16 protein-coding genes are annotated in these 19793 nt (G+C 65.2%); 8 read left to right on the plus strand and 8 right to left on the minus strand.

All coding sequences use genetic code 11. The annotated features are described in order from the left end of the window. Positions 1-31 precede the first annotated feature (31 nt). The gene (sbcB, locus tag AC1Q6X_RS08620) at positions 32-1480 is read left to right on the plus strand and encodes an exodeoxyribonuclease I (RefSeq protein ID WP_230503641.1); all 1449 of its coding nucleotides are present in this window, start codon (positions 32-34) and stop codon (positions 1478-1480) included. A gap of 121 nt (positions 1481-1601) precedes the next feature. Here the strand turns inward: sbcB and pyrF are convergent, their stop codons facing one another. Further along, entirely contained in the window at positions 1602-2426 is an 825-nt protein-coding gene (pyrF, locus tag AC1Q6X_RS08625; RefSeq protein WP_492419085.1) for an orotidine-5'-phosphate decarboxylase, read from the minus strand. Between the two features lie 157 nt (positions 2427-2583). Here pyrF and AC1Q6X_RS08630 point away from each other — a divergent pair, with 157 nt between their 5' ends. The 5 genes from AC1Q6X_RS08630 (at position 2584) to AC1Q6X_RS08650 (ending at position 6362) form a co-directional block, all read left to right on the plus strand. Continuing rightward, positions 2584-3198, plus strand: a complete 615-nt coding sequence (locus tag AC1Q6X_RS08630; RefSeq protein WP_070221362.1) for a LemA family protein — start codon at positions 2584-2586, stop codon at positions 3196-3198. 1 nt (position 3199) lies between these two features. After that, complete coding sequence (locus AC1Q6X_RS08635; RefSeq protein WP_492496419.1) at positions 3200-4033, plus strand: TPM domain-containing protein; 834 nt, start codon at positions 3200-3202, stop codon at positions 4031-4033. Then, on the plus strand, positions 4033-4554 hold the full coding sequence (locus AC1Q6X_RS08640; protein ID WP_230503632.1) for a TPM domain-containing protein: 522 nt from the start codon (positions 4033-4035) through the stop codon (positions 4552-4554). The genes AC1Q6X_RS08635 and AC1Q6X_RS08640 overlap by 1 nt, the downstream gene beginning before the upstream one ends. An 87-nt stretch (positions 4555-4641) precedes the next feature. Further along, positions 4642-5406 (plus strand): SDR family NAD(P)-dependent oxidoreductase, encoded by a 765-nt coding sequence (locus AC1Q6X_RS08645; RefSeq protein WP_035825332.1) that lies wholly within the window; start codon positions 4642-4644, stop codon positions 5404-5406. Between the two features lie 542 nt (positions 5407-5948). After that, positions 5949-6362, plus strand: a complete 414-nt coding sequence (locus tag AC1Q6X_RS08650) for a VanZ family protein (protein ID WP_070288585.1) — start codon at positions 5949-5951, stop codon at positions 6360-6362. On the opposite strand, the gene AC1Q6X_RS08655 is transcribed toward AC1Q6X_RS08650, so the two are convergent. After that, positions 6363-6662 (minus strand): hypothetical protein, encoded by a 300-nt coding sequence (locus AC1Q6X_RS08655; RefSeq protein ID WP_070312035.1) that lies wholly within the window; start codon positions 6660-6662, stop codon positions 6363-6365. It lies immediately after the preceding gene. A gap of 264 nt (positions 6663-6926) precedes the next feature. Here AC1Q6X_RS08655 and AC1Q6X_RS08660 point away from each other — a divergent pair, with 264 nt between their 5' ends. Further along, positions 6927-7436, plus strand: coding sequence for a hypothetical protein (locus tag AC1Q6X_RS08660; protein WP_162995565.1), 510 nt, complete (start codon positions 6927-6929; stop codon positions 7434-7436). Between the two features lie 338 nt (positions 7437-7774). Here AC1Q6X_RS08660 and AC1Q6X_RS08665 read toward each other — a convergent pair whose 3' ends face one another. The 6 genes from AC1Q6X_RS08665 to AC1Q6X_RS08690 form a co-directional block, all read right to left on the minus strand. Next, positions 7775-11593 (minus strand): NAD(P)-binding protein, encoded by a 3819-nt coding sequence (locus tag AC1Q6X_RS08665; RefSeq protein ID WP_492496423.1) that lies wholly within the window; start codon positions 11591-11593, stop codon positions 7775-7777. Between the two features lie 54 nt (positions 11594-11647). Next, a complete protein-coding gene (locus tag AC1Q6X_RS08670) occupies positions 11648-13384 on the minus strand; it encodes a glycoside hydrolase family 2 protein (RefSeq protein WP_070218197.1) in 1737 nt (578 codons plus the stop codon). Positions 13385-13561: 177 nt separating this feature from the next. Continuing rightward, entirely contained in the window at positions 13562-14629 is a 1068-nt protein-coding gene (gene galK / locus AC1Q6X_RS08675; protein WP_070218143.1) for a galactokinase, read from the minus strand. Continuing rightward, complete coding sequence (locus AC1Q6X_RS08680; protein ID WP_070218144.1) at positions 14626-15732, minus strand: M24 family metallopeptidase; 1107 nt, start codon at positions 15730-15732, stop codon at positions 14626-14628. Before AC1Q6X_RS08680 ends, galK begins: the two co-directional genes overlap by 4 nt. Further along, positions 15729-16832: a galactose-1-phosphate uridylyltransferase gene (gene galT / locus AC1Q6X_RS08685; RefSeq protein WP_492496426.1), complete on the minus strand. Its 1104-nt coding sequence runs from the start codon at positions 16830-16832 to the stop codon at positions 15729-15731. Before galT ends, AC1Q6X_RS08680 begins: the two co-directional genes overlap by 4 nt. A 69-nt stretch (positions 16833-16901) precedes the next feature. After that, positions 16902-18407: a dipeptidase gene (locus AC1Q6X_RS08690; protein WP_492496428.1), complete on the minus strand. Its 1506-nt coding sequence runs from the start codon at positions 18405-18407 to the stop codon at positions 16902-16904. Between the two features lie 214 nt (positions 18408-18621). Here AC1Q6X_RS08690 and AC1Q6X_RS08695 point away from each other — a divergent pair, with 214 nt between their 5' ends. Next, positions 18622-19617, plus strand: a complete 996-nt coding sequence (locus tag AC1Q6X_RS08695) for an LLM class flavin-dependent oxidoreductase (RefSeq protein ID WP_492496430.1) — start codon at positions 18622-18624, stop codon at positions 19615-19617. Positions 19618-19793: the final 176 nt, after the last annotated feature.

The raw sequence follows: 19793 nt of genomic DNA on the forward strand, positions 1-19793 counted from the left end.
CCCATTCAGCAACATTAAGTTACGACCATCAATGACTAACCAGACCTTTCTTTGGCACGACTACGAAACCTTTGGCGCCCAGCCGCGCCGCGACCGCCCGGCCCAGTTCGCCGCGATCCGCACGGATGCCGAACTCAACGAGATCGGCGAACCGATCATGTTGTATTGCCAGCCTGCAAATGATTTCCTGCCCGATCCGCAATCGTGCCTGATCACGGGCATCACGCCGCAGCAATGTCTGCAGCTGGGCGTGCCCGAACACCAGTTCGCCGCCACCATCGAAGCGGCCTTTTCGGAACCGGGCACGATCGGCGTGGGCTACAACACCATCCGTTTCGACGATGAAGTCACGCGCTTCCTGTTCTGGCGCAACCTGATCGACCCGTATGCGCGCGAATGGAAGAACCATTGCGGCCGCTGGGACATCCTCGACGTGGTGCGCATGACGCACGCGCTGCGCCCGGAAGGTATTCAATGGCCGAAGCGCGACGATGGCCAGACCAGTTTCAAACTGGAACACTTGAGCAAGGCCAATGGCCTGGCCCACGAAGCGGCGCATGATGCGCTGTCCGACGTGCGCGCCACCATCGCCCTGGCGCGATTGATCCGCGAAAAGCAGCCGAAACTGTTCGAGTTCTGCCTGGCCCTGCACAAGAAGGACAGGGTCGCCAGCGAAATGGGCATGCACCTGGCCGCCGGCGAGCGCCAGCCCTTCCTGCACGTGTCGGGCATGTTCCCCGCCGAACGGGGCTGCCTGGGCGTCGTCTGGCCGCTGGCCACGCACCCGAGCAACAAGAACGAGATCCTCGTCTGGGATTGCGCCTACGACCCGCGCGAACTGTTCGAACTGGACGCCGACACCATCCGCACGCGTTTGTTCACGCGCAAGGAAGCGATGCCCGAAGGGATGACGCGCCTGCCCGTGAAAAGCGTGCACCTGAACAAGTCGCCCATGCTGGTCGGCAATTTAAAGACCTTGTCGCCGGCCATGGCCGCGCAATGGGGCATCGACGTCGATGCGGCGAAGATCAACGCCCAGCTGGCCGCCGCGGCGCCGAACATGGACGCCATCTGGGCCGAAGTGTTCCAGCGTCCGGGTGCGGCTGCCGCGCTGGACGTGGATGAGGATTTGTACAACGGTTTCGTCAGCAACGACGACCGCCGCCTGCTCGAATCCTTGCGCCGCGAAACGCCGGCCAAGCTGGCCACGGCCCGCCCCTCGTTTGCCGACGAGCGCCTGCAGGAATTGCTGTTCCGCTACCGTGCCCGCAATTTCCCGCAAACCCTGAGCGAGGCGGAAAGCCTGCGCTGGGAACAGCACCGCGCCGCCCGATTATTCGACGGCGACGGCGGCGCCCGTACCATCGAGATGCTGTTTACGGAGATCGACGTGCTGTCGGAGTCCGTCGATGAGCGGGGGGAAGAGATTCTGGGCGAGCTGTACGATTACGCGGAGATGGTGGCGCCCATGCGCGACTGAAGAACCAGGCCGGGTAGGGCGGATTAGCCGTAGGTCGGATTAGCTCGTAGAGCGTAATCCGACAACATAGTTGGCCCGAGCGAGGTGGTGTCGGATTACGCGGCGTCGCCGCTAATCCGACCTACGCTGCGCGGTGTTGATTGATCGCATCGCGCGTTTCGATCGCCACGCGGCGCGCCGCGTCGGCCCAGTCTTCGCCGTCCTGCGGCGTGGCGTAGATGATGGCGCGCGAGGAGCTGATCATCATGCCCATGCCGTTCGCCGTCTGGCCAGCGCCGACGGTGGCGGCGATGTCGCCGCCCTGGGCACCGATGCCGGGTACCAGCAGCGGCATGTCGCCCACGATGGCGCGCACTTGCGCCAGTTCTTCAGGGAAGGTGGCGCCGACGACGAGCGCGCACTGGCCATTCTTGTTCCATTTTTCGGCCACCAGGCGCGCCACGCGCTGGTACAGCGGTTCGCCGTCCGTGTCGAGGAATTGCAGGTCCGAGCCGCCCGGGTTCGAGGTGCGGCACAGGATGATCACGCCGCGGTCTTTCCACGCCAGGTAGGGATCGAGCGAGTCCTCGCCCATGTAGGGGTTCACGGTGACGGCGTCGGCGCCGTAGCGCTCGAACGCTTCGCGCGCGTATTGCGTGGCCGTGGCGCCGATGTCGCCCCGTTTCGCGTCGAGGATCAGCGGGATGTGCGGGTAATTTTCGCGCACGTAGCGGCAGATGTCTTCCAGCTGCTTTTCCGCGCCCAGTGCGGCAAAATAGGCGATCTGCGGCTTGAAGGCGCAGGCCAGGTCGGCCGTGGCATCGATGATGCGCGTGCAAAAGGTGGTGATTCCATCGGGCAAGTCGCGCAGCTCGGCCGGCAGTTTCGCCAGGTCGGGGTCCAGACCCACGCACAGCAGGGAATTATTGGCCGTCCACGCGGCGGATAATTTATTGATGAAATTCACGGCACACCTTCTCTATATTCAGTTGCAAACCCCGTATTGTAACGCGGCGCAAGCCAGGGAAGGCAGGCTGAGGCGGCGGCCGGCGCTTATTAAACCGACATGGCGGGCCGTTTCAGGTATATTTGCCCCACCTCCTTTACTCTGCACGGAACCCATCATGCAAATCACCAATCAATTCACCAAATGGCTGCGCCTGGCCCTGAGCGTCACCGTCCTGGCCGGCATCCTGACGGGCTGCGGCTACAACGACTTCCAGAGCAAGGACGAAGCCACCAAGGCCGCCTGGGGCGAAGTGGTCAACCAGTACCAGCGCCGCGCCGACCTGATCCCCAACCTGGTCAACACCGTCAAGGGCTATGCCACGCACGAGCGCGAAACCCTGGAAGCGGTGACCAAGGCGCGCGCCGCCGCCACCAGTTTCCAGATCACGCCCGAAGTGCTGAACGACCCGGCCGCGTTCGAGAAATTCCAGCAGGTGCAGGGACAGCTGTCGTCGGCCCTGTCGCGCCTGATGGTGGTGTCCGAGAAATACCCGGATTTGAAGGCCGACACCAGCTTCCGCGACTTGCAGTCGCAGCTGGAAGGCACGGAAAACCGCATCACCGTGGCGCGCCAGCGTTACATCGCCGCCGTGCAAGATTACAACGTGCATGCGCGCAGCTTCCCGAACAACCTGACGGCGATGATCTTCGGCTACAAGGTCAAGCCTTCGTTCACGGTGGAAAACGAAAAAGCCATTTCGACCGCGCCGACCGTCAACTTCGGTAAATAAGATGAAAGCCTGGTCTTATCTGGCGGCGCTGGCGACGGCGCTGCTGCTGTGGACAGCCTTGCCCGCCAGCGCGCAGGGCTTGCAGCCTGTGCCGCCGCTGGCGGCGCGCGTGACGGACAACGCCGGCATGCTCGATGGCAAGCAGAAAGCGGCGCTGGAAGGCGTGCTGGCCGACTACGAAGCCAAGACGGGCAGCCAGATCGCCGTGCTGCTGGTCAAGAGCACGGAACCGGAAGCCATCGAGCAATACAGCATCCGCGTGACGGATGCCTGGAAGCTGGGCCGCAAGGGCGTCGATGACGGCGTGCTGCTGATGGTGGCGAAGGACAACCCATCGTCCTTGCGCCGCCTGCGCATCGAGGCGGGCCGTGGCGTGCAGGGCGTGCTGACCGATGCGCAATCGAAACGCATCCTGCAAGACGTGATCGCCCCCCATTTCAAGCAAAACGACTATTACGGCGGCCTGGTGGCCGGCATTGGCGCCATCGCTACCTTGCTGAACCAGGAGCAATTTCCCGCACCGGCGCAAAAACAGGCCCCGGCGACCGTGGAAGCGGGCGGCCTGACCTTCTGGCTGCCGCTGCTGTTCTTCGGCTTTCTTGTGCTCGTGACCGTGTTCCGCTCGCGCGGCGGGCCGAACCGGCTGCAGCGCGGCAGCAACTGGTCCAGCGGCGCCACGGGCGTCGTGCTGGGCAGCATCTTGAGCCAGGCGCTGAACAACCGCGGTGGCGGCTTCGGCGGCGGTGGCGGTGGTTTTGGCGGTGGCGGTGGCGGCGGTGGTTTCGGTGGCGGCGGCGGCGGTTTTGACGGCGGCGGCGCCTCGGGAGATTGGTAATGACGAAACAACTGACATTCGGACAACGCTGCGGACGGGCCCTGAAACATTTGCGGGGCACGCCGGCGACGGCGCGCCAGGCCTTTCCTGAGCGCACCCTGAAAGCCATCGAAACGGCGATTGCCGACGGTGAAACGATGCACCGGGCGGAAGTGCGCCTGATCGTCGAAGCGGCCCTGACGCCGGGCATGGCCTATCACGGCGTGAGCAACCGCGAACGGGCGCGCGAACTGTTCGCCCAATATGGCGTGTGGGATACGGAAGACAACGTTGGCGTGCTGATCTATATCAACCTGGCCGAACACCAGGTCGATATCGTGGCCGACCGCAACGTGGGCCGGCGCGTGACGCCGGAGCAGTGGCAAGCCGTGTGCCGCACCATGACCAAAGGGTTCAAGGATGGCAATTACCACGACAGCACGCTCGATGCCTTGCAGCAGCTGAATACCTTGCTGCAAAGCCACTTCCCCGCCAATGGGACGCGCGGCAACCAGTTGCCGAACGAACCCATCCTCCTCTGATTCCTGCCCAGGGATTAAAATCTGCCCATTGCCGCGCGGGCTGGTGTTCCTGGCAGCGCGGCCCCCATACCCCGCCGAGGAGCACACATGAAATTAGTCAATAAAACCGCCATCGTCACGGGCGCCACGCAAGGCATCGGCCTGGCTTGCGCCACCCGCCTGATCGCCGAAGGGGCGCAAGTGATGCTGGTCGACATCAAGGAAGAAGGCGCGCAGGCGGCCGCCGCCCTCGGCCCGCAGGCGCGCTTCTTTTGCGCCGACGTCAGCCAGAAAGCGGACGTCGATGCCATGCTGAAGGAAACCTTGGCGCAGTTCGGCCACATCGATATCCTCGTCAACAATGCGGGCGTCACGCACGCGGCCGACTTCCTCGACGTGTGCGAAGACGATTTCGACCGCGTCATGCGCATCAACCTGAAATCGATGTTCCTGTGCGGCCAGGCCGTGGCGCGCGAGATGGTCAAGCGCAACAGCGGCTGCATCATCAATATGTCCAGCGTGAATGCGGAGCTGGCGATCCCGAACCAGGTGCCGTATGTGGTGTCGAAAGGCGCCATCAACCAGCTGACCAAGGTCATGGCCCTGAACCTGGCGCCGCACGGCGTGCGCGTGAACGGCATCGGGCCAGGCACCATCCTGACGGAACTGGCCAAGCAGGCGGTGCTGTCGAGCCCGCAAGCGCGCCACACGATTTTGTCGCGCACGCCGCTGGGCCGCTGCGGCGAGCCGGAAGAAGTGGCCGGCATCGCCGCCTTCCTGGCCAGCGACGACGCCACCTACATGACGGGCCAGACCATCTATGTCGATGGCGGACGCATGGCGCTCAACTACACGGTGGCCGTGAAAGAGTGAAACAGGCGAGTTATATCAAAAAAGAATAATGCATATCTAAAAAGATCATTAGACACATATCGTGCGACGCAGCATAATGCACCTGTCTCCACTATTCTCCTCCAAGAAAATAGTTTTAAGCCCGCTTTCACCAGCGGGCTTTTTTTTTGCTATTGCTGCTGCAACATGGCCATTCTTGCCATTTCTCACAATCTACCCGTTCATTCTGTCTGCCGCAAAAAAATGTTGCGGCGTGTCATCAGCCCGTCATTTTCGCCCCCTATACTTGCTTCATCTGCTGTACAGGCAACCGATATGCCTGACTACAGACAGGTGTGCCGCCATGGCACACCACTCCCCTTTCATGACCGTGGCGGGCGCCGGCAAGGCGCGCGACAGGGTAAGTACCGAGCAACTCTCAACTCTTGACCCTTTCATTTGGGTTTTTGGCCCGCGCCCCCGCGGGCCTTTTTTTTTCCTGTCCGGCAAGCTCTTGCGCAAAAACACGGTGCCCCGCCACGCCCATGATATTGTGACTGCCTTTCCACCCATCCTGACGCATCATGCCTGCAGCCTTGTCCGAACTTTGTTTTGCCGACCGCTACGAACGCCTGCGCTACCGCACAGCCCTGCTGTTGTATGTGCTGGTGATTTTGATCGGCGACATCCCCGGCGTGCGCGCGGACGTGGGCCAATATGCATCGGGCGGCGTGCTGCACTCGTTCGGCTATGGCGTGCTGGCCCTGATCCTGTTCAGCGGCACGGCCGGCGGCATGGCCCGCCGGGCGCTGCTGTCGGTGCTGATGGTGGCAGCCATGGGCGCGCTGGACGAATTTATCCAGAGTTTCCTGCCTTACCGCCATGGCGCCGTCAGCGACTGGGTGGTCGATATCACGGCCGCCACGGCCGTGGTGCTGCCGCTGTACTTCCTCTGGCCCGGCATGGCCGCCGCCGCGCTGAAGAAGGCGCGCGGCTGATCAGGGCGCCGCGCCGTCGCCGGCGCTCAGCGCCAGGGGCAACTGGCCTTGCCCGGCCGCGGCCCGGCCGGCGATGCGGCGCAAGGCCGCGTGCATCTCGCGCCGGCTGTGCGCTCCCGCCGCGCGCGCCGCATCGCGCCGCATTTCCATCAACTGCTCGGACCGTGACAACCTCGTCAAGGCATGCAGGGCCTGGGTCAGCGCATGGCGGGCGCGCATATCGTTCGCCGTGCCCGGCGCACCATACACCGCAATCACCAACTCATTGATCAGCTTGACGCTAGTGGAATCGGAAGCCATTTATTCTCCTGAGATAAGCAGCGGGAAGGACAGCGGGACAGCGCTGACGCTGTGCACATTCGTACAAGAATGTCTTTTATACCAAGCTCGACAATTGAAGCGCTTGATGTATCTCAATGTGAAATAACAAGGATCGAACATCTTTCCTTCCCTGCTCTCTTACTAGCAGTAGTTACGGCCATGCCTGGCATGCGCCATTGACGCTGACCTCCGCCACACCCTGAAAACCGGGTTACCACTTTGTCAGACCAAGAGGAGAACAAGATGAGAGCAAAAAAAACCATGGCGCTGGCCGGCCTGCTGTGTACGCTGGCCGCCTGCAATTCGAATCCGAACAACACCGGCATGAGCAGTACGAATGGCCGCAGCGGTGAAAGCTACAGCAATACGGCCGGGACGGGCAGCACTTCGACCGGAACCGGGACCGGGACCAGCACCAGCAGCACGATGAGCAATGCCGGCACCGGCAGCGCCGACACGCGCACCTCCACGGCCAATAACGCCATGAACATGGACGGCAGCCAGACGGGTGTCAGCATCGCCTCTGCCACGGTACAGTCGATCGAGCCAGTGCCGCGCGGAATGGATCAGCGCAGCGGTGACATGCAATCCGGCAGTTCCGGCACAGCGGGCAGCACCTCGGGCAATACGCAGTACCGGGTCACCCTGCGCCTGGACGACGGCAGCACACAAACCCTCATGCAAAACTCCCAGCCCAGCTACCAGATCGGCGATCACGTCAAGGTGGTCAACGGCTTGCTGCAGCGCTACTAGGCATACCGCGTCGCCATGCGCGATAGCGTCCGGGGCTGGCGTTCCGGACGCTGAACGCCAGCGCGACACCGCGCCGCCAGCGTGCTGACACAGGCAAGGCCGGTATTTCATCCGCCTTGCCTGTTGCCTGTTGCCTGTTGCCTGTTGCCTGTTGCCTGTTGCCTGTTGCCTGTTGCCTGTTGCCTGTTGTGTATTGCCTTTTCTTGTCTACGCCTTTCCCTGCCTTTCCCCATTTGCGCCTTTTCCCTGTTTGCGCCTTTCCCTGTTTGCGCCTTTTCCCTGTTTGCCTATCCATCCTGCGCCGGGAGCGCCGTTCCAGGCTCCCCCGGCGCAAGCGCCTATTCCACCATGCTCACCTTGCGCCGGCTGGCCGCCAGCCCGGCGATCTGTTCCGCCGCTTTTTTCCCGGCCAGGAAGGCATGGTCGGAATTGTAGTATTCCCATTCGCTGTAGCGTCCCGCCAGCACGATATCCTGCGTGGCCAGCCAGGCCTTCACCAGCGCCACATTGGCGGCCCGCGCGTGGTCGTACACGACATAGGCGTAGGGCATGTCCACCTGGTTGGCAGCCAGCAGCCGGTCGTCGTCGCGCAGCAAGCCCACGGCGATGCAATCGGCCATGCAACGGTCGATCAGGGCTTGCCCATCCAGCGGCAACGGTTTCCAGGGCGAATAACTGATCTCGCACGTCAGGCCAAAGCCGCCCGGCGCATTGCAGTGGGGGCTGGCGTTACCTTGCAGGAAAATGCGGTGGAATATCGTCTCTTCCGGGTAGTAAATCCAGTGTTTCTCGCTGATGTTTTCACGTGCCACGCCCAGGTTGACGCAGCGCACGGAAATATGCCGCAAGGCGTGCGCCGCCGCTCGTACCTGCTGCGGCGCCTGCTCGCCGCTCAGGCGCACCAGTTCCGGCAAGGGCATGGTGCTCAGCAAGTGCTGGTAGCGGAAGCGGCGGCCGTCGGCCAGCACGATTACATGCTGGCGCGGCAGGATCTGCACCACCTCGGCGTTGAGCTCCAGCTGGCCTTGCAGATGCGGCAGGAAGCCCGACATCAATGCCTGGAAACCACCGCGCAAGGGATAGCCGAAGCGGGCATTCGGGCCCATCGGCCTGGCCACCGGTTCGAGCGCGCCCTCGATGATGTCTTCCAGGTTCGGCAACGGTACCCGCCCGCCCAGCCACGACGTTTCCATCTCGGCCAGCGGTACAGTCCATAATTTCTTGTTGTAGGGAATGGCGAAATGGCGGGCGATGCCGCTGCCCCATACCTGATGGATGAACTGCTCGAAATTGAGCCCCGCCTGGGGCGGTGCCGCCACTGCATCGTGCGCCTGTTCCAGCCCCGTGCCGCCGTCGGCGCAGCAGTCTTCCACGGCGCAGGCCACCGCCGCCGCATGGCCCGACACGGCAGGCGCCTTGCCGTAGCGCGCCTCGATGGCTCCCATGATGCATTCCTTGATGACGGCCGGCGGCAAGCCGTACAGCGCGCCCTGGAAAGGATAGCGCGTGTAGACCTGCTTGCTGTACACCCAGGCTTCGCGGTTTTGCCAGTGCAGGTTGGTGCCCAGCAAGGTGCGGTACATGTCGAGCACATAGTCATCGTTGGAAAACATGATGTGGCCCGCATGGTCGAAAGTAAAACCGCGGTCGACGATGGAGCGGCACCAGCCGCCCACCGCAGCATTTTTGTCCAGCAACAAGGTATCGGCGCCCAGGTGATAGGCGGCGCTCAAGCCCGTCGGGCCCGCACCGATGATGGCGCAGGCCACGGCTTGCGGCGCACCGGGCGGATGCAGGAGGTTGACGCCGGCGCCCGGTGCGGCAGCCTGTGCCGTGTTGACGGCGGGCGCCGCCTGGCGGGCCCCCTGCGCCGGCGGCGTCGTGTCGAGCAAGTGGCGCATCTGTTCCACCGTGGCATCCCAGGAGGTGGCCTCGACGATGGCGCGCATGCCGGCGGCCATGGCAGCACGCTGCTCCGGCGTCGCGGCCAGCGCCGCCTCGCAGGCGGCAACAAAGGCATCGGGCGTGTCGGCGATGGCCACGATGCCGCCATACGGCACGGCCACGTCGGTGATCGAGGTGCTAACGATGGGCAACTGCGCCGCCATGTATTCGAGCACCTTGGTAGGACTGATGAAGCGGGTCGCCTCGTTCCGGGCGAAGGGCAGCAGGCACACGTCCCAGCCGGCCAGGAAGTGCGGCAGCGCCTGGTACGGCTGCTGGCCCAGGTAATGGATATTTTGCCGCTGCGGCAGGCTGGCCGGGTCGATCTTGAGGATGGGGCCGACGAGCACGATTTGCCAGTCGGGATGGGCATCGGCCAGCGCCGCCACCAGGGCAGGCTCGAAACGCTCGTCGATCACGCCGTAATAGCCCAGCCTGGGACGTCCGATCTCCGCTTGCGCGGGATGGCCGTTGTGGCGGTCCAGCGCCTGTTCGAAGTGCACGGTATCGACGCTGCTGGCGAAGCAATGGACGTTCGCATGGCGCGTGCGTTTCGCCTCGAACAGGCTGGGGCCGCCCGCGAACACCAGTTCGGCGCGCGCCAGCAGGGCCGTTTCGCGCTGCAGTAATTGTCGCGGAGCATTTTTGAATGCGGCCAGTTCATCCATGCAGTCATACACCACCAGGCCCGCGTGCAGGGCCGGCAGCAGCGGCAGCGCCATCGGCGTATAGAACCAGACGATGGGGTCGTCGGCGGGCGTGATCTGGGCCAGCAGCGGTTGCAGCACGGCCAGCTGGTCGTCGTGAAAACCGGGCGCCCGCACGGCCGTGCGGGGCTGGCACACGGTCACGTTCGGCGCCGGGGTCGACAGCTCCAGCGTACCCGGCCCGTCGTGCCAGACCGGTTCCTCGATGAAGACCACGCGGTAGAACTGCGCCAGCCGCGACAGCAGCTGTTGCGGCCGCTGATACACGAAATTCCAGCGCAGGTGTGAAAAGACGATAATGGTTCGCATGCCAGTTCCTTTCTGCCCCGCCGGGGCAAACGTTGAACAAAGGTGTGCGGTCAGGCGCTGGGCCTGCCGTAGCGCCGCCGCATAGGGCGGCGAGAGGATGCGCCGCAGCCGCTCCCCTCCCGCCTCTTCCAGGCTGACATCCCACAAGCCGCTGCGGTGCCAGTGGCTGGCATCGTCCCAGTCGGGGCGGTCGATGACGGGATAGATGCAGATGCCGCGCAGATCCGCGCCGTGCTGGACTGCCAGCGCCGCCTCGGCGGCCACGTCGCGTATCCAGGCGCCGCGCCCGCTGCCCACGTGGCTCGTTTCCGCCAGCAGCAGCGGCCGCCCATAGCGCCGCCCCACTTCCAGCAATAGCTGGTACAGGGGCATGCGGCGCGGCTCGCCCAGGTGCCACCACAGGCGCAGGTTGCTGCCGCTTTCCCACTGGTTGCTGTGGTAATAGTTCAGGCCGATCAAGTCCAGGTAGCGCGGCGCGCCGCCCAATTCCGGCGCCCGGCGGCCGCACAGCATGTCCCAGGCCTCGAACTGCGAAGCGCGCCAGGCGGCCGCCTGGTCGACCCAGTCCGGCCGTCCCGGCGGCGCGATCACGTGGATCAGGGGATCGCATTGCAGGAAACGCGCATGCGGGCTGACGGCGCGGATGGCGTCGCAGCCGGCCACGGTGGCGCGCACCAGCTGCCGCTTGCCTTCATGACCCGCGTCCGGCCGCTGCATGTTCAGGCACTGGAACATGTGCACCGACAAACCCCAGCTGGTAAACGAGATTTCGTTGACGGGCGAATACACGGGCTTGCTGCCCGCATAGGGCGCGAGAAACTGCGCCGCCGCCCTGCAGTAGCGGGCAAAGCGCGGCACGAAGTCCGGCGAGAACAGGTCGACGTCGGGCGGCCAGCCGTAGTGGCAGAAGGTCCAGTTGACCTGCAGCCCCAGTTCCCGCGCCACGGCGGCGCGCTCCTCGATACAGGAAAAATCGAAACGGCCATCGCGTTCGGCCAGGCGCCAGCCTATGCTTTCGCGCACGCTGCGGATGCCGAACTGGCGCAGCAGCAGGTAGTCTTCGCGCACCCTGTCCAGGTGGCCCGTGGCGCGGTTCATGTCCAGCGCCTGGCCGCCGTGCGTGACGTGGTCGGCGCCCTCGTAGCCCGCCTGCCAGTAAGTCAAAAACGGCGCTGCCGCGCCATCGGTATCGGCCATGCCTGCTCCTGTTAATGTAGGGACCAGATGAAACTTGTCAGGCCCGGCTTGCGTTCAATTGAGCCGGATATTGCGGGTGGCCGCGCTGAGCAGTTCCAGCGCGGCCTTCGGCGTTCGGTCCGCCGTCAGCAGGCCATTGGTTTCCTGGAACGTGTCGGCGAACTGCGTGTAGCAAAAGCCGCTGAACATTTGCGCCGTATTGACGACCGTCATCAGGCGCCGGTACAGGTCGAGGAAGGCCGCCTCGTTCCCCACGCGCGCATAGCCCCAGGTATCGGTTTCCCCCTGCTCCCGGTCAAAGGCGATGCCGCCAAATTCCGTGAGGACGATGGGCTGGCCCCGGTGCGGAAAACCGTCGAGCGTGAGGATGCGCCCGCCCGGGCGGCGCTGGTCGAACAAGGTGGTGCGGGCCGAATCGCTGATCGCATAGCGCGCCTGCAGGCGTTCCGGATCGCAGTCGTAGTCGTGGATGCCGAGGATGTCGGTGGCCGACGCTTCCCAGCCGTCGTTGCCGATCACGGGCCGCGTGGGATCGAGCGTGCGCGTCAGGTGGTACAGCGCCTCGACGGCGTTGCGGTGGGCCTGGATGGCCGTCAGGTTGGGCACGCCCCACGATTCGTTGAACGGCACCCAGACGAGAATGCACGGGTGGCTGTAGTCGCGTTCGATCACGTCCGTCCATTCGCGCACCATGCGCGTGATGGCCTTGCCGGAAAAACGGTAAGTGGACGGCATTTCTTCCCACACCAGCAAGCCCAGGCGGTCGGCCCAATACAGGTAGCGCGGGTCCTCGATCTTCTGGTGCTTGCGCACGCCGTTGAAACCCATGGCCTTGGCCAGTTCCACGTCGTGCCGCAAGGCCGCATCGGAAGGCGCCGCCAGCAGGGTGTCGGGCCAGTAACCCTGGTCCAGCACCAGGCGCAGCGGATACGGCCGGCCATTGAGCATGAAGCGGTCGCGGTTGATCGCCACCGAGCGCAGCGCCGTGTACGACCTGACCGTGTCGAGCAAGGCGTCGCCATGCCGCAGCGTGACTTCGGCATCGAGCAGGATGGGCCGCTCCGGGCTCCACAGCAGTTCGTTGCGCGAATCGTCGATGCCGGGATCGGACAGGGCGATCTTGCGGCTCGCTTCGTTTTCGATCAGCTTGTACTGGTCGTCGGCCAGCAGGTTGTCGCCATGCCAGATGCGCACGCCCACGATGAGATCGTCGTGCAGCTCGCCCATGGCGAACACGTCGCAGCCGATTTCATAGCCCTCGAACACGGGCGTCCAGCGCAGCTTGCCGATGTAGGTGGTGGCCACGCGCTCGATCCACACGCTTTGCCAGATGCCCGTGGTGCGCGGATACCAGATGGAATGGGGCAGCAGTTGCCAGTCCTGCTTGCCGCGCGGCTTGGCCAGGTCGTGCGGATCGTCCTCGACGCGCACCGTCAGCACCTGCGGCCCGTCGGCCAGCAGGGCATGGCTGATGTTGGCGACAAACGGCGTGTGGCCTCCCTCATGCTCGGCCACCACGTGACCGTTCAGCCAGACCTTGGCATGGTAGTCGACGGCGCCGAAATGCAGCAGCACGCAGGGTCCGCCCGGCTGCAGCAGGAAGTCGCGCTGATACCAGCATACGCGGTGAAAACCGCGGTCGCCCACGCCGCTGGCCTGCGATTCCGGCGGAAACGGCACGATGATCTCGTGCGTCCAGCCGATGCCGCCGTCGGGCAGGCGGTAGCGCCGTTCATTGTCGAAGGTAAAACGCCAGGCGCCGTTCAGCGATTGCCAGTTCTCGCGCACCATCTGCGGGCGGGGATAGGCAAAGCCGCCCGCGCCAGGCAGGGCAGTACCGGCCAGGCCGTCATCCGTATGGGGTGGGGAGAGATGGTCATCGAGCATGCCAATTGGATGCATGCGGCATGGGGCAAGTTCCGCCGTATGGGGCTTGGGCGGTGATGCATGAGCAGGATCAAACCATGCTCAGTCGAGCGGAACCAGCATGCGTGCGTGGCGTCCCAAAGCGTTAAAGCGCTGTACCACCGTACGCCCCGCGCTGGCCGCGCATTGCTTGCGGCACAGGGCCACGCAAGCGCCGCCAAAACCGGCGCCCGTCAGGCGCGCGCCGTACACGGCCGACTGCGCCGACAGCAGCGCCACCAGCGCATCGAGCACCGGCAGCGATACCTCGTAATCGTCGCGCAGGCTGGCGTGCGACTGCGCCATCAGCTGGCCGAAGCGCACGGGACCATGCTGGCCGCAAGCCTGCAGCACGCGCAGGTTTTCGCTGACCACGTGGCGCGCGCGGCGGCGGTACGGCTCGGGCAAGCCTTCCACCACGGACGGCTCGCGCACGTCGCGCAGTGCCGCCACGCCCAGCAGGCGCGCCGCCTGTTCGCACTCGGCGCGCCGCACGTTGTAGGCGCTGCCGGCCAGAGTGCGCGGCACGCCGCTGTCGATGACCAGCACCTCGCTGTCATGGGGCAGCGCCAGCAGTTCATGGCGCAGGGTGCGTGCGTCGAGCAGCAGCATGTGATGTTCGTCCGCCAGGCTGCATGCCATCTGGTCCATCACGCCGCAATTGACCTGCGCGTAGCGGATTTCCGCCTGCTGCCCCATCAGCGCCAGCGACACGTCATCGATCTGCAGTCCCAGCAACTGGCGCAGCGCGCGCAGCATGGCGATCTCCAGCGCGGCGCTGCTCGACAGGCCGGCGCCCGGCGGCACGTCCGAATCGATATGGCCGCGCACGGCCGGCACCGCGACGCCGCGCTCCTCGAGCAGGCGTATGCAGCCTTCCAGGTAGCGGCCAAAGCCGGGCGGTGCGGCGCTCTGGCGCTCGAAACGCACGAGTTCGTCAAGGGTGGCGGAATAGAACTGGTGGTGCCCGTCGGCGGCCAGCGCCAGCATCACCCGCGTGCGCTGCGGCGTGGCGCACGGCAGCATGTAGCCATCGTTGTAGTCCGTATGCTCGCCCAGCAGGTTGACCCGTCCGGGCGCCGAGGCCGCCACCACGGGGACGGCGCCGAAATACGCGTCGGGGGTGATCATTGCACTTCCAGGGTCAGCGGACGCCGCCGTCCCTGCACCGTTGCCGCCGGCCAGTCGGGATCGCAAGTCAGGTTGTGCAGGCGCCCGCCGCTGAGCAGGAAAGTGTCTTCCACCATGCTGCCGGGCAGGCTGGGATGGAAGGCCACGGCCATGCCGTCCTTCAGGGCGATTTCCGTATGCGCGCCGGCGGCCACCTCGGGCGCGCGGTAGCCGGCGATGCCGCCCTGCCGGAATTCCTGCACCGTATCGGGCTGCCCCGCATAGGCATAGGCGCTGTCGAGCGCGTGATACACCATGCTCAGCGCATGCCCCGCCACGCAGGCATCGAGCGCCACCGCTTCCAGCGCCAGGATGGCCGCGTCGGCTTCGCCGATGCCGTCGCGCGCGGGACGGAAACGGCGCTGGCGGCTCAGGCTGGCGCACAGGCCGAAACCTTGCGCGCACAGCGCCAGCACGGCCCGTTCGCCCAGCGGCGACGCGGCGGGCGGCGCGCGCCGGTAGCGCTCGAAGCGCTCGGCGCCGGCCGCCAGCACGTACACGGCATGCAGGCCGCGCGACCACAGGGCGCGGGCGCAGGCGCCGGCCAGCTCCTGCTCGCTCCAATCGGGCCGCGCGGCGCGCAGCGCCTCGCTGGCGGCAGCGGAGGCCAGCCGGCCCACTTCGCGGTAGCGCGCCTGTTCCGGCGCCAGCAAGGGCAGGCGCTCCTCGCGCAGGGCGACGGGCAGGCAGCGCTCGTGCAGCCCGGGCCGGTCGCACAGCACGGGCCGCCCCTGCGCCGCATGCTGCACGAAATGCTCGCGCAATTCGGCCAGCCGGGGCTGCATCCACGGCGTCACTTGCCAGGTCCAGCAGCCGCGCACCTCTTCCTGGCGCAGCCGCTGCGCCTCGGCCGCATCGGTCAGGATGTAGGCCGCATCGCGCGTGACGAGCACCTCGGCACAGCCGCACTCGGCCGTCTGGCAGGTGCTGCCCGACGCGCCGGCCGTGGCCCAGGCGAACCAGTCCACGCCGCGCAGGCGCAACGCGCCGGCCTTTTCCTGTTCCAGCCAGCCACGCATCTGCGCCAGTTTGTGCGCAATTTCCAGTTCGACATTCCAGTTCATGCGATTTCCTCTGCCATTTCCCATGCCACGCGCACTTGCTGCAGCTGCCGCGCCGATTCCTCGGGCAGGGCATCCATGGCGTACATGCCGGCGGCCAGCTCGGTGCCGGCCAGATATTTGAGCCGTTCGCGCGTGCGGTACGGCGGATAAAACTGTGCGTGCAGCTGCGTTTCCGGATGCGCGCGGCCGTCCGGCGGCGCCTGGTACCAGGCCATCAGATAAGGCATGGCGCGCTGCCACAAGCCGTCGTATTTCAGCAGCACGGTCTTGAGGGCGCGCGCCAGGTCGTCGCGCTGCAATGCCGACAAGGCCGCGAAGCTGTTCGTCTGCCGCAGCGGCATCACCCACGCTTCATACGGATAGCGGGCGCAGGCGGGCACAAAGGCGATCGCCTCCGGTCCCAGGTACAGCAGGCGCGCGCCGCCATCGGCTTCGCGCCGCGCCATGTCCACCAGCAGGGCCTGGCCATGGCTGGCGAAATATGCGTGTTCCTGCTCCAGCATGCGCGCCGGCACGGGCGGCACAAAGGGGTAGGCGTAGATCTGGCCATGCGGATGGTGCAGGGTCACGCCCACTGCCGCGCCGCGGTTCTCGAACGGCAGCACGTACGCGATGCCTGGCCGGCTGGCCAGCTGTGCCGTGCGCTCCCCCCACACCTGCAGCAACAAGGCGATGTGGCCGGGCGCCAGCGTGCCCAGCGAGGCGCCGGCATCCTGCGCGAACACCACCACTTCGCAATGGCCGCGGGCGGGCGCCGTGGCGACCGTCAAGTCGGGCGGATCATGGGCGTGCGGCGCCAGGGTGGGAAAGCGGTTGTCGAAGACGGCGATATCGTAGTCGCCGGCAGGCAATTCCGTCGGCTGCGCGGGATCGCGCGTGGGCGCCAGCGGGTTGTACCGGGCCGGCGGCAGGAAGGGGCGGCCCTGGCGGTAAGCCGCATACGCCACCCATTCGCCGCGCAAGGGATGCCAGCGCAAGTGCGGATTGGCCTCCTGCGGCTCGGGGAAGGGACTCGGTGCAACGCCGGCGACGACGATGGGACGCCGGCTGTACAGGGTCAGCTGGCGCCCGTCGGGCTTGGCAAGTTGCTTGCAATACATGATGTTTCGCATTCTTAAGACACGAATTCTTAAGACTGGCACTGGCGAGAAAAGTTCCGGCGCAGGCGTTTATTTCGCCAGTTCAATCAGCACGGCCGTGTACATCTGCAAGTTCAGCAGCAGTTGTTTTTCCGTGATGAACTCATGCTCGGAATGGCCCGTGTACACCGTATGCGGCATGGCCGGGCCGAAGCTGACGGCATTCGGGAACAGGCGCGAATTGGTGCCGCCGCCGATGGCGACCGGTTGCGGATGCGCCATGCCCGTGTAGTGTTCAAAGACGGATAATAAAGTGGGAATCTGCGGCGCGTCCGTCTGCAGCCACGGCTCGCCGATCTGCACCTGCAGCGCGGCCGGCACCTGGCGCCGCGCCTTCCAGCCATCGAAGGCGGCCGTCACCTGCTGCTGCAGCACGGCCGCCGTCTTGCCTTGCGGACGGCGCAGGTTGATATTGAGTTCCAGTTCTCCGCCTTGTTGCTTGAGCACGGTAGGCGCCACCGTCATCGGGCCCATGAAACCGTCGCGGTAGGCGATCTGGCCGAAGCGCTCGCCGTAAATACCGGTACCCACCAGCTCATTCAGGAACGACAACATGTCGGCCGCCTGCGTGCCCTGCCACGGCTGCACGGCCAGCGCATCGGCCAGCATGCCGATGGCGTTGACGCCGTCTTCCGGCTTCGACGAGTGGGCCGACACGCCCAGCGCCGTCACCGTCAAGGTGCCGCCATCGCGCGCGTAGCTGTAGCGCATGCCCTTCTGCTGCTGCGCGCGGGCGCGGATGGCCGCTTCCAGCGCGGCCGGCGCGCGCTCGATGACGGCTTGTGCGTCTTCCGGAATCTGGCTGCCGAAAAAGCCGCCCGTCAGGCTCTTCAGCATGGGACCGCCATCGGCCGGCAGTGCCGTGCGCGGCGGCAAGGTCAGCTTGATGGAGCCGTAACCCTTCTCGGCCGTCACCACCGGGTATTCCGCATCGATGGTGATGTTCACTTGCGGCGGCGTGTGGGTCTTGAGGAACTGTTTCAGCGGTTCCCAGTCCGACTCCTCGGCCATGTAGACGTACAGCTCGATGCGCTTGCTCAGCGGCACCTGTTTATCCTGGATGGCCTTCATCGCATACAGGGCCGTGGCGATGGGACCCTTGTCGTCTTCCGTGCCCCGTCCCAGCAGTTTGCCCGGTTCGCTGGTACGGTCCAGCTCGAACGGCGAGCGGGCCCATTTGGCCGGATTCACAGGCTGCACGTCGCCGTGCGTGATCACGCCCACGCGCTCGCTGCCCTTGCCCATGCCGATCACCAGTACATGGCCATGATCGTGGAAATCGAAACCGAGGCGCTGCGCCTCGGCCGCCAGGTAGCGTTTAAAACCCGTGTGCTGGGGATTGTCGGCAAACGGCACGGCCGGGTCGGCCACCGTGTTGAAACTGATCATCTTCGCCAGGCTGGCGATCAGCGGTTCGGGATAGGTGGCCAGCGCGTAGCGGGCCGTCTCCTGCGCCTGCGGGCTGACGGGAGCGGCGTGAACGGAAGGCTGCAGCAGCAGGCCAAGCAGGGACAACAGCAGGGATTTCTTGAACATGGCGGGGCGCGTGAAGTGGGGAGGCCCACTCTAGCACTGCTGTCATGAATTTCCAATCGACACGAGTTTTTTACCGATCAGTACGCAAATTCCCGATTCGCATTATCATGTGCACAGCCTGTCATCCCTGCCGCTTTCAAGGCCGACCCTGTTGTCGTCAGGGGATAGACAAATCGTCCATTGTGATTTTCCACCACGTCCCGATATCGCTACCATGATTCCATTTTCCATACTCGACCTCGCGCCCATCGCCGAAGGCAGCAACGCCAGCCAGTCGTTCAAGAACACGCTGGACCTGGCGCAGCACGGCGAACGCTGGGGCTATAACCGCTACTGGCTGGCCGAACACCACGGCATGCCCGGTATCGCCAGCGCCGCCACGGCCGTCGTCATCGCCCATGTGGCGGCCGGCACCAAGACCATCCGCGTGGGCGCGGGCGGCGTGATGCTGCCGAACCACTCGCCGCTCGTCATCGCGGAACAGTTCGGCACGCTGGAAGCGCTGCACCCAGGCCGCATCGACTTGGGCCTGGGCCGCGCGCCCGGCTCCGACCAGACGACGGCGCGCGCCCTGCGCCGCGACCTGCAGTCCGACGCGGAACAGTTTCCGCAGGACGTGCTGGAACTGATCGACTATATGTCCGACGAGCCGCGCCAGCGCGTGCTGGCCGTGCCCGGCAAGGGCGCGAAAGTGCCCGTGTGGATACTCGGGTCCAGCCTGTTCGGCGCCCAGCTGGCCGCCCACCTGGGCTTGCCGTATGCGTTCGCCTCGCACTTCGCGCCGCAAATGATGATGCAAGCCGTGGCCTATTACCGCGAACACTTCAAGCCATCGAAGCAGTTGGCGAAACCGTACGTGATGCTGGGCTTTAACGTCTTTGCCGCCGATACGGATGCCGAGGCGCACCTGCGCGCCACGTCGATGCAGCAAGCCTTCGTCAACCTGCGCACGGGCCGTCCGTCGCGTCTGCAACCGCCCGTGCCCGGCTACCTGGAGCAACTGGGCCCGCAGGAACGCGCCATGCTCGATTCCGTCCTGTCCTGCACGGCCATCGGCGCGCCGGACACGGTGAAGGCGAAGATGGCCGCCTTCATCGCCGAAACGGGCGCCGACGAACTGATGATCACCTCGCAGATCTTCGAGCACCAGCACCGGCTGCGCTCGTATGAAATCACGGCGCAAGTGCATGCGGAGCTGGCGCGCGCGTAGTAACTTCACTGTCTCCCCTCGGTATTTCCCCAAATACCCTTTTCCCGGCCGTCGGCAACGATCGCCGGGATTTTTTTGCTCACCACCCAGCCGCAAAATCGGCCCTGCCCGGCAAGAAATGCGCAGCCCCGCTATCATGCTCATCCAAAAGCGTCATTCCAAGAAAGTTGTATCGC

It is taken from the genome of Janthinobacterium sp. GW823-FHT06H09 (genome assembly GCF_058794735.1).

Excerpts from the sequence above, each read along its gene's own strand:
- sbcB (WP_230503641.1), top strand. The coding sequence starts at position 32 with ATGACTAACCAGACCTTTCTTTGGCACGACTACGAAACCTTTGGCGCC.
- AC1Q6X_RS08630 (WP_070221362.1), top strand. The coding sequence starts at position 2,584 with ATGCAAATCACCAATCAATTCACCAAATGGCTGCGCCTGGCCCTGAGC.
- AC1Q6X_RS08635 (WP_492496419.1), top strand. The coding sequence starts at position 3,200 with ATGAAAGCCTGGTCTTATCTGGCGGCGCTGGCGACGGCGCTGCTGCTG.
- AC1Q6X_RS08640 (WP_230503632.1), top strand. The coding sequence starts at position 4,033 with ATGACGAAACAACTGACATTCGGACAACGCTGCGGACGGGCCCTGAAA.
- AC1Q6X_RS08645 (WP_035825332.1), top strand. The coding sequence starts at position 4,642 with ATGAAATTAGTCAATAAAACCGCCATCGTCACGGGCGCCACGCAAGGC.
- AC1Q6X_RS08650 (WP_070288585.1), top strand. The coding sequence starts at position 5,949 with ATGCCTGCAGCCTTGTCCGAACTTTGTTTTGCCGACCGCTACGAACGC.
- AC1Q6X_RS08655 (WP_070312035.1), bottom strand. The coding sequence starts at position 6,662 with ATGGCTTCCGATTCCACTAGCGTCAAGCTGATCAATGAGTTGGTGATT.
- AC1Q6X_RS08660 (WP_162995565.1), top strand. The coding sequence starts at position 6,927 with ATGAGAGCAAAAAAAACCATGGCGCTGGCCGGCCTGCTGTGTACGCTG.
- AC1Q6X_RS08665 (WP_492496423.1), bottom strand. The coding sequence starts at position 11,593 with ATGGCCGATACCGATGGCGCGGCAGCGCCGTTTTTGACTTACTGGCAG.
- AC1Q6X_RS08670 (WP_070218197.1), bottom strand. The coding sequence starts at position 13,384 with ATGGTGCGCGAGAACTGGCAATCGCTGAACGGCGCCTGGCGTTTTACC.
- galK (WP_070218143.1), bottom strand. The coding sequence starts at position 14,629 with ATGATCACCCCCGACGCGTATTTCGGCGCCGTCCCCGTGGTGGCGGCC.
- AC1Q6X_RS08680 (WP_070218144.1), bottom strand. The coding sequence starts at position 15,732 with ATGAACTGGAATGTCGAACTGGAAATTGCGCACAAACTGGCGCAGATG.
- galT (WP_492496426.1), bottom strand. The coding sequence starts at position 16,832 with ATGTATTGCAAGCAACTTGCCAAGCCCGACGGGCGCCAGCTGACCCTG.
- AC1Q6X_RS08690 (WP_492496428.1), bottom strand. The coding sequence starts at position 18,407 with ATGTTCAAGAAATCCCTGCTGTTGTCCCTGCTTGGCCTGCTGCTGCAG.
- AC1Q6X_RS08695 (WP_492496430.1), top strand. The coding sequence starts at position 18,622 with ATGATTCCATTTTCCATACTCGACCTCGCGCCCATCGCCGAAGGCAGC.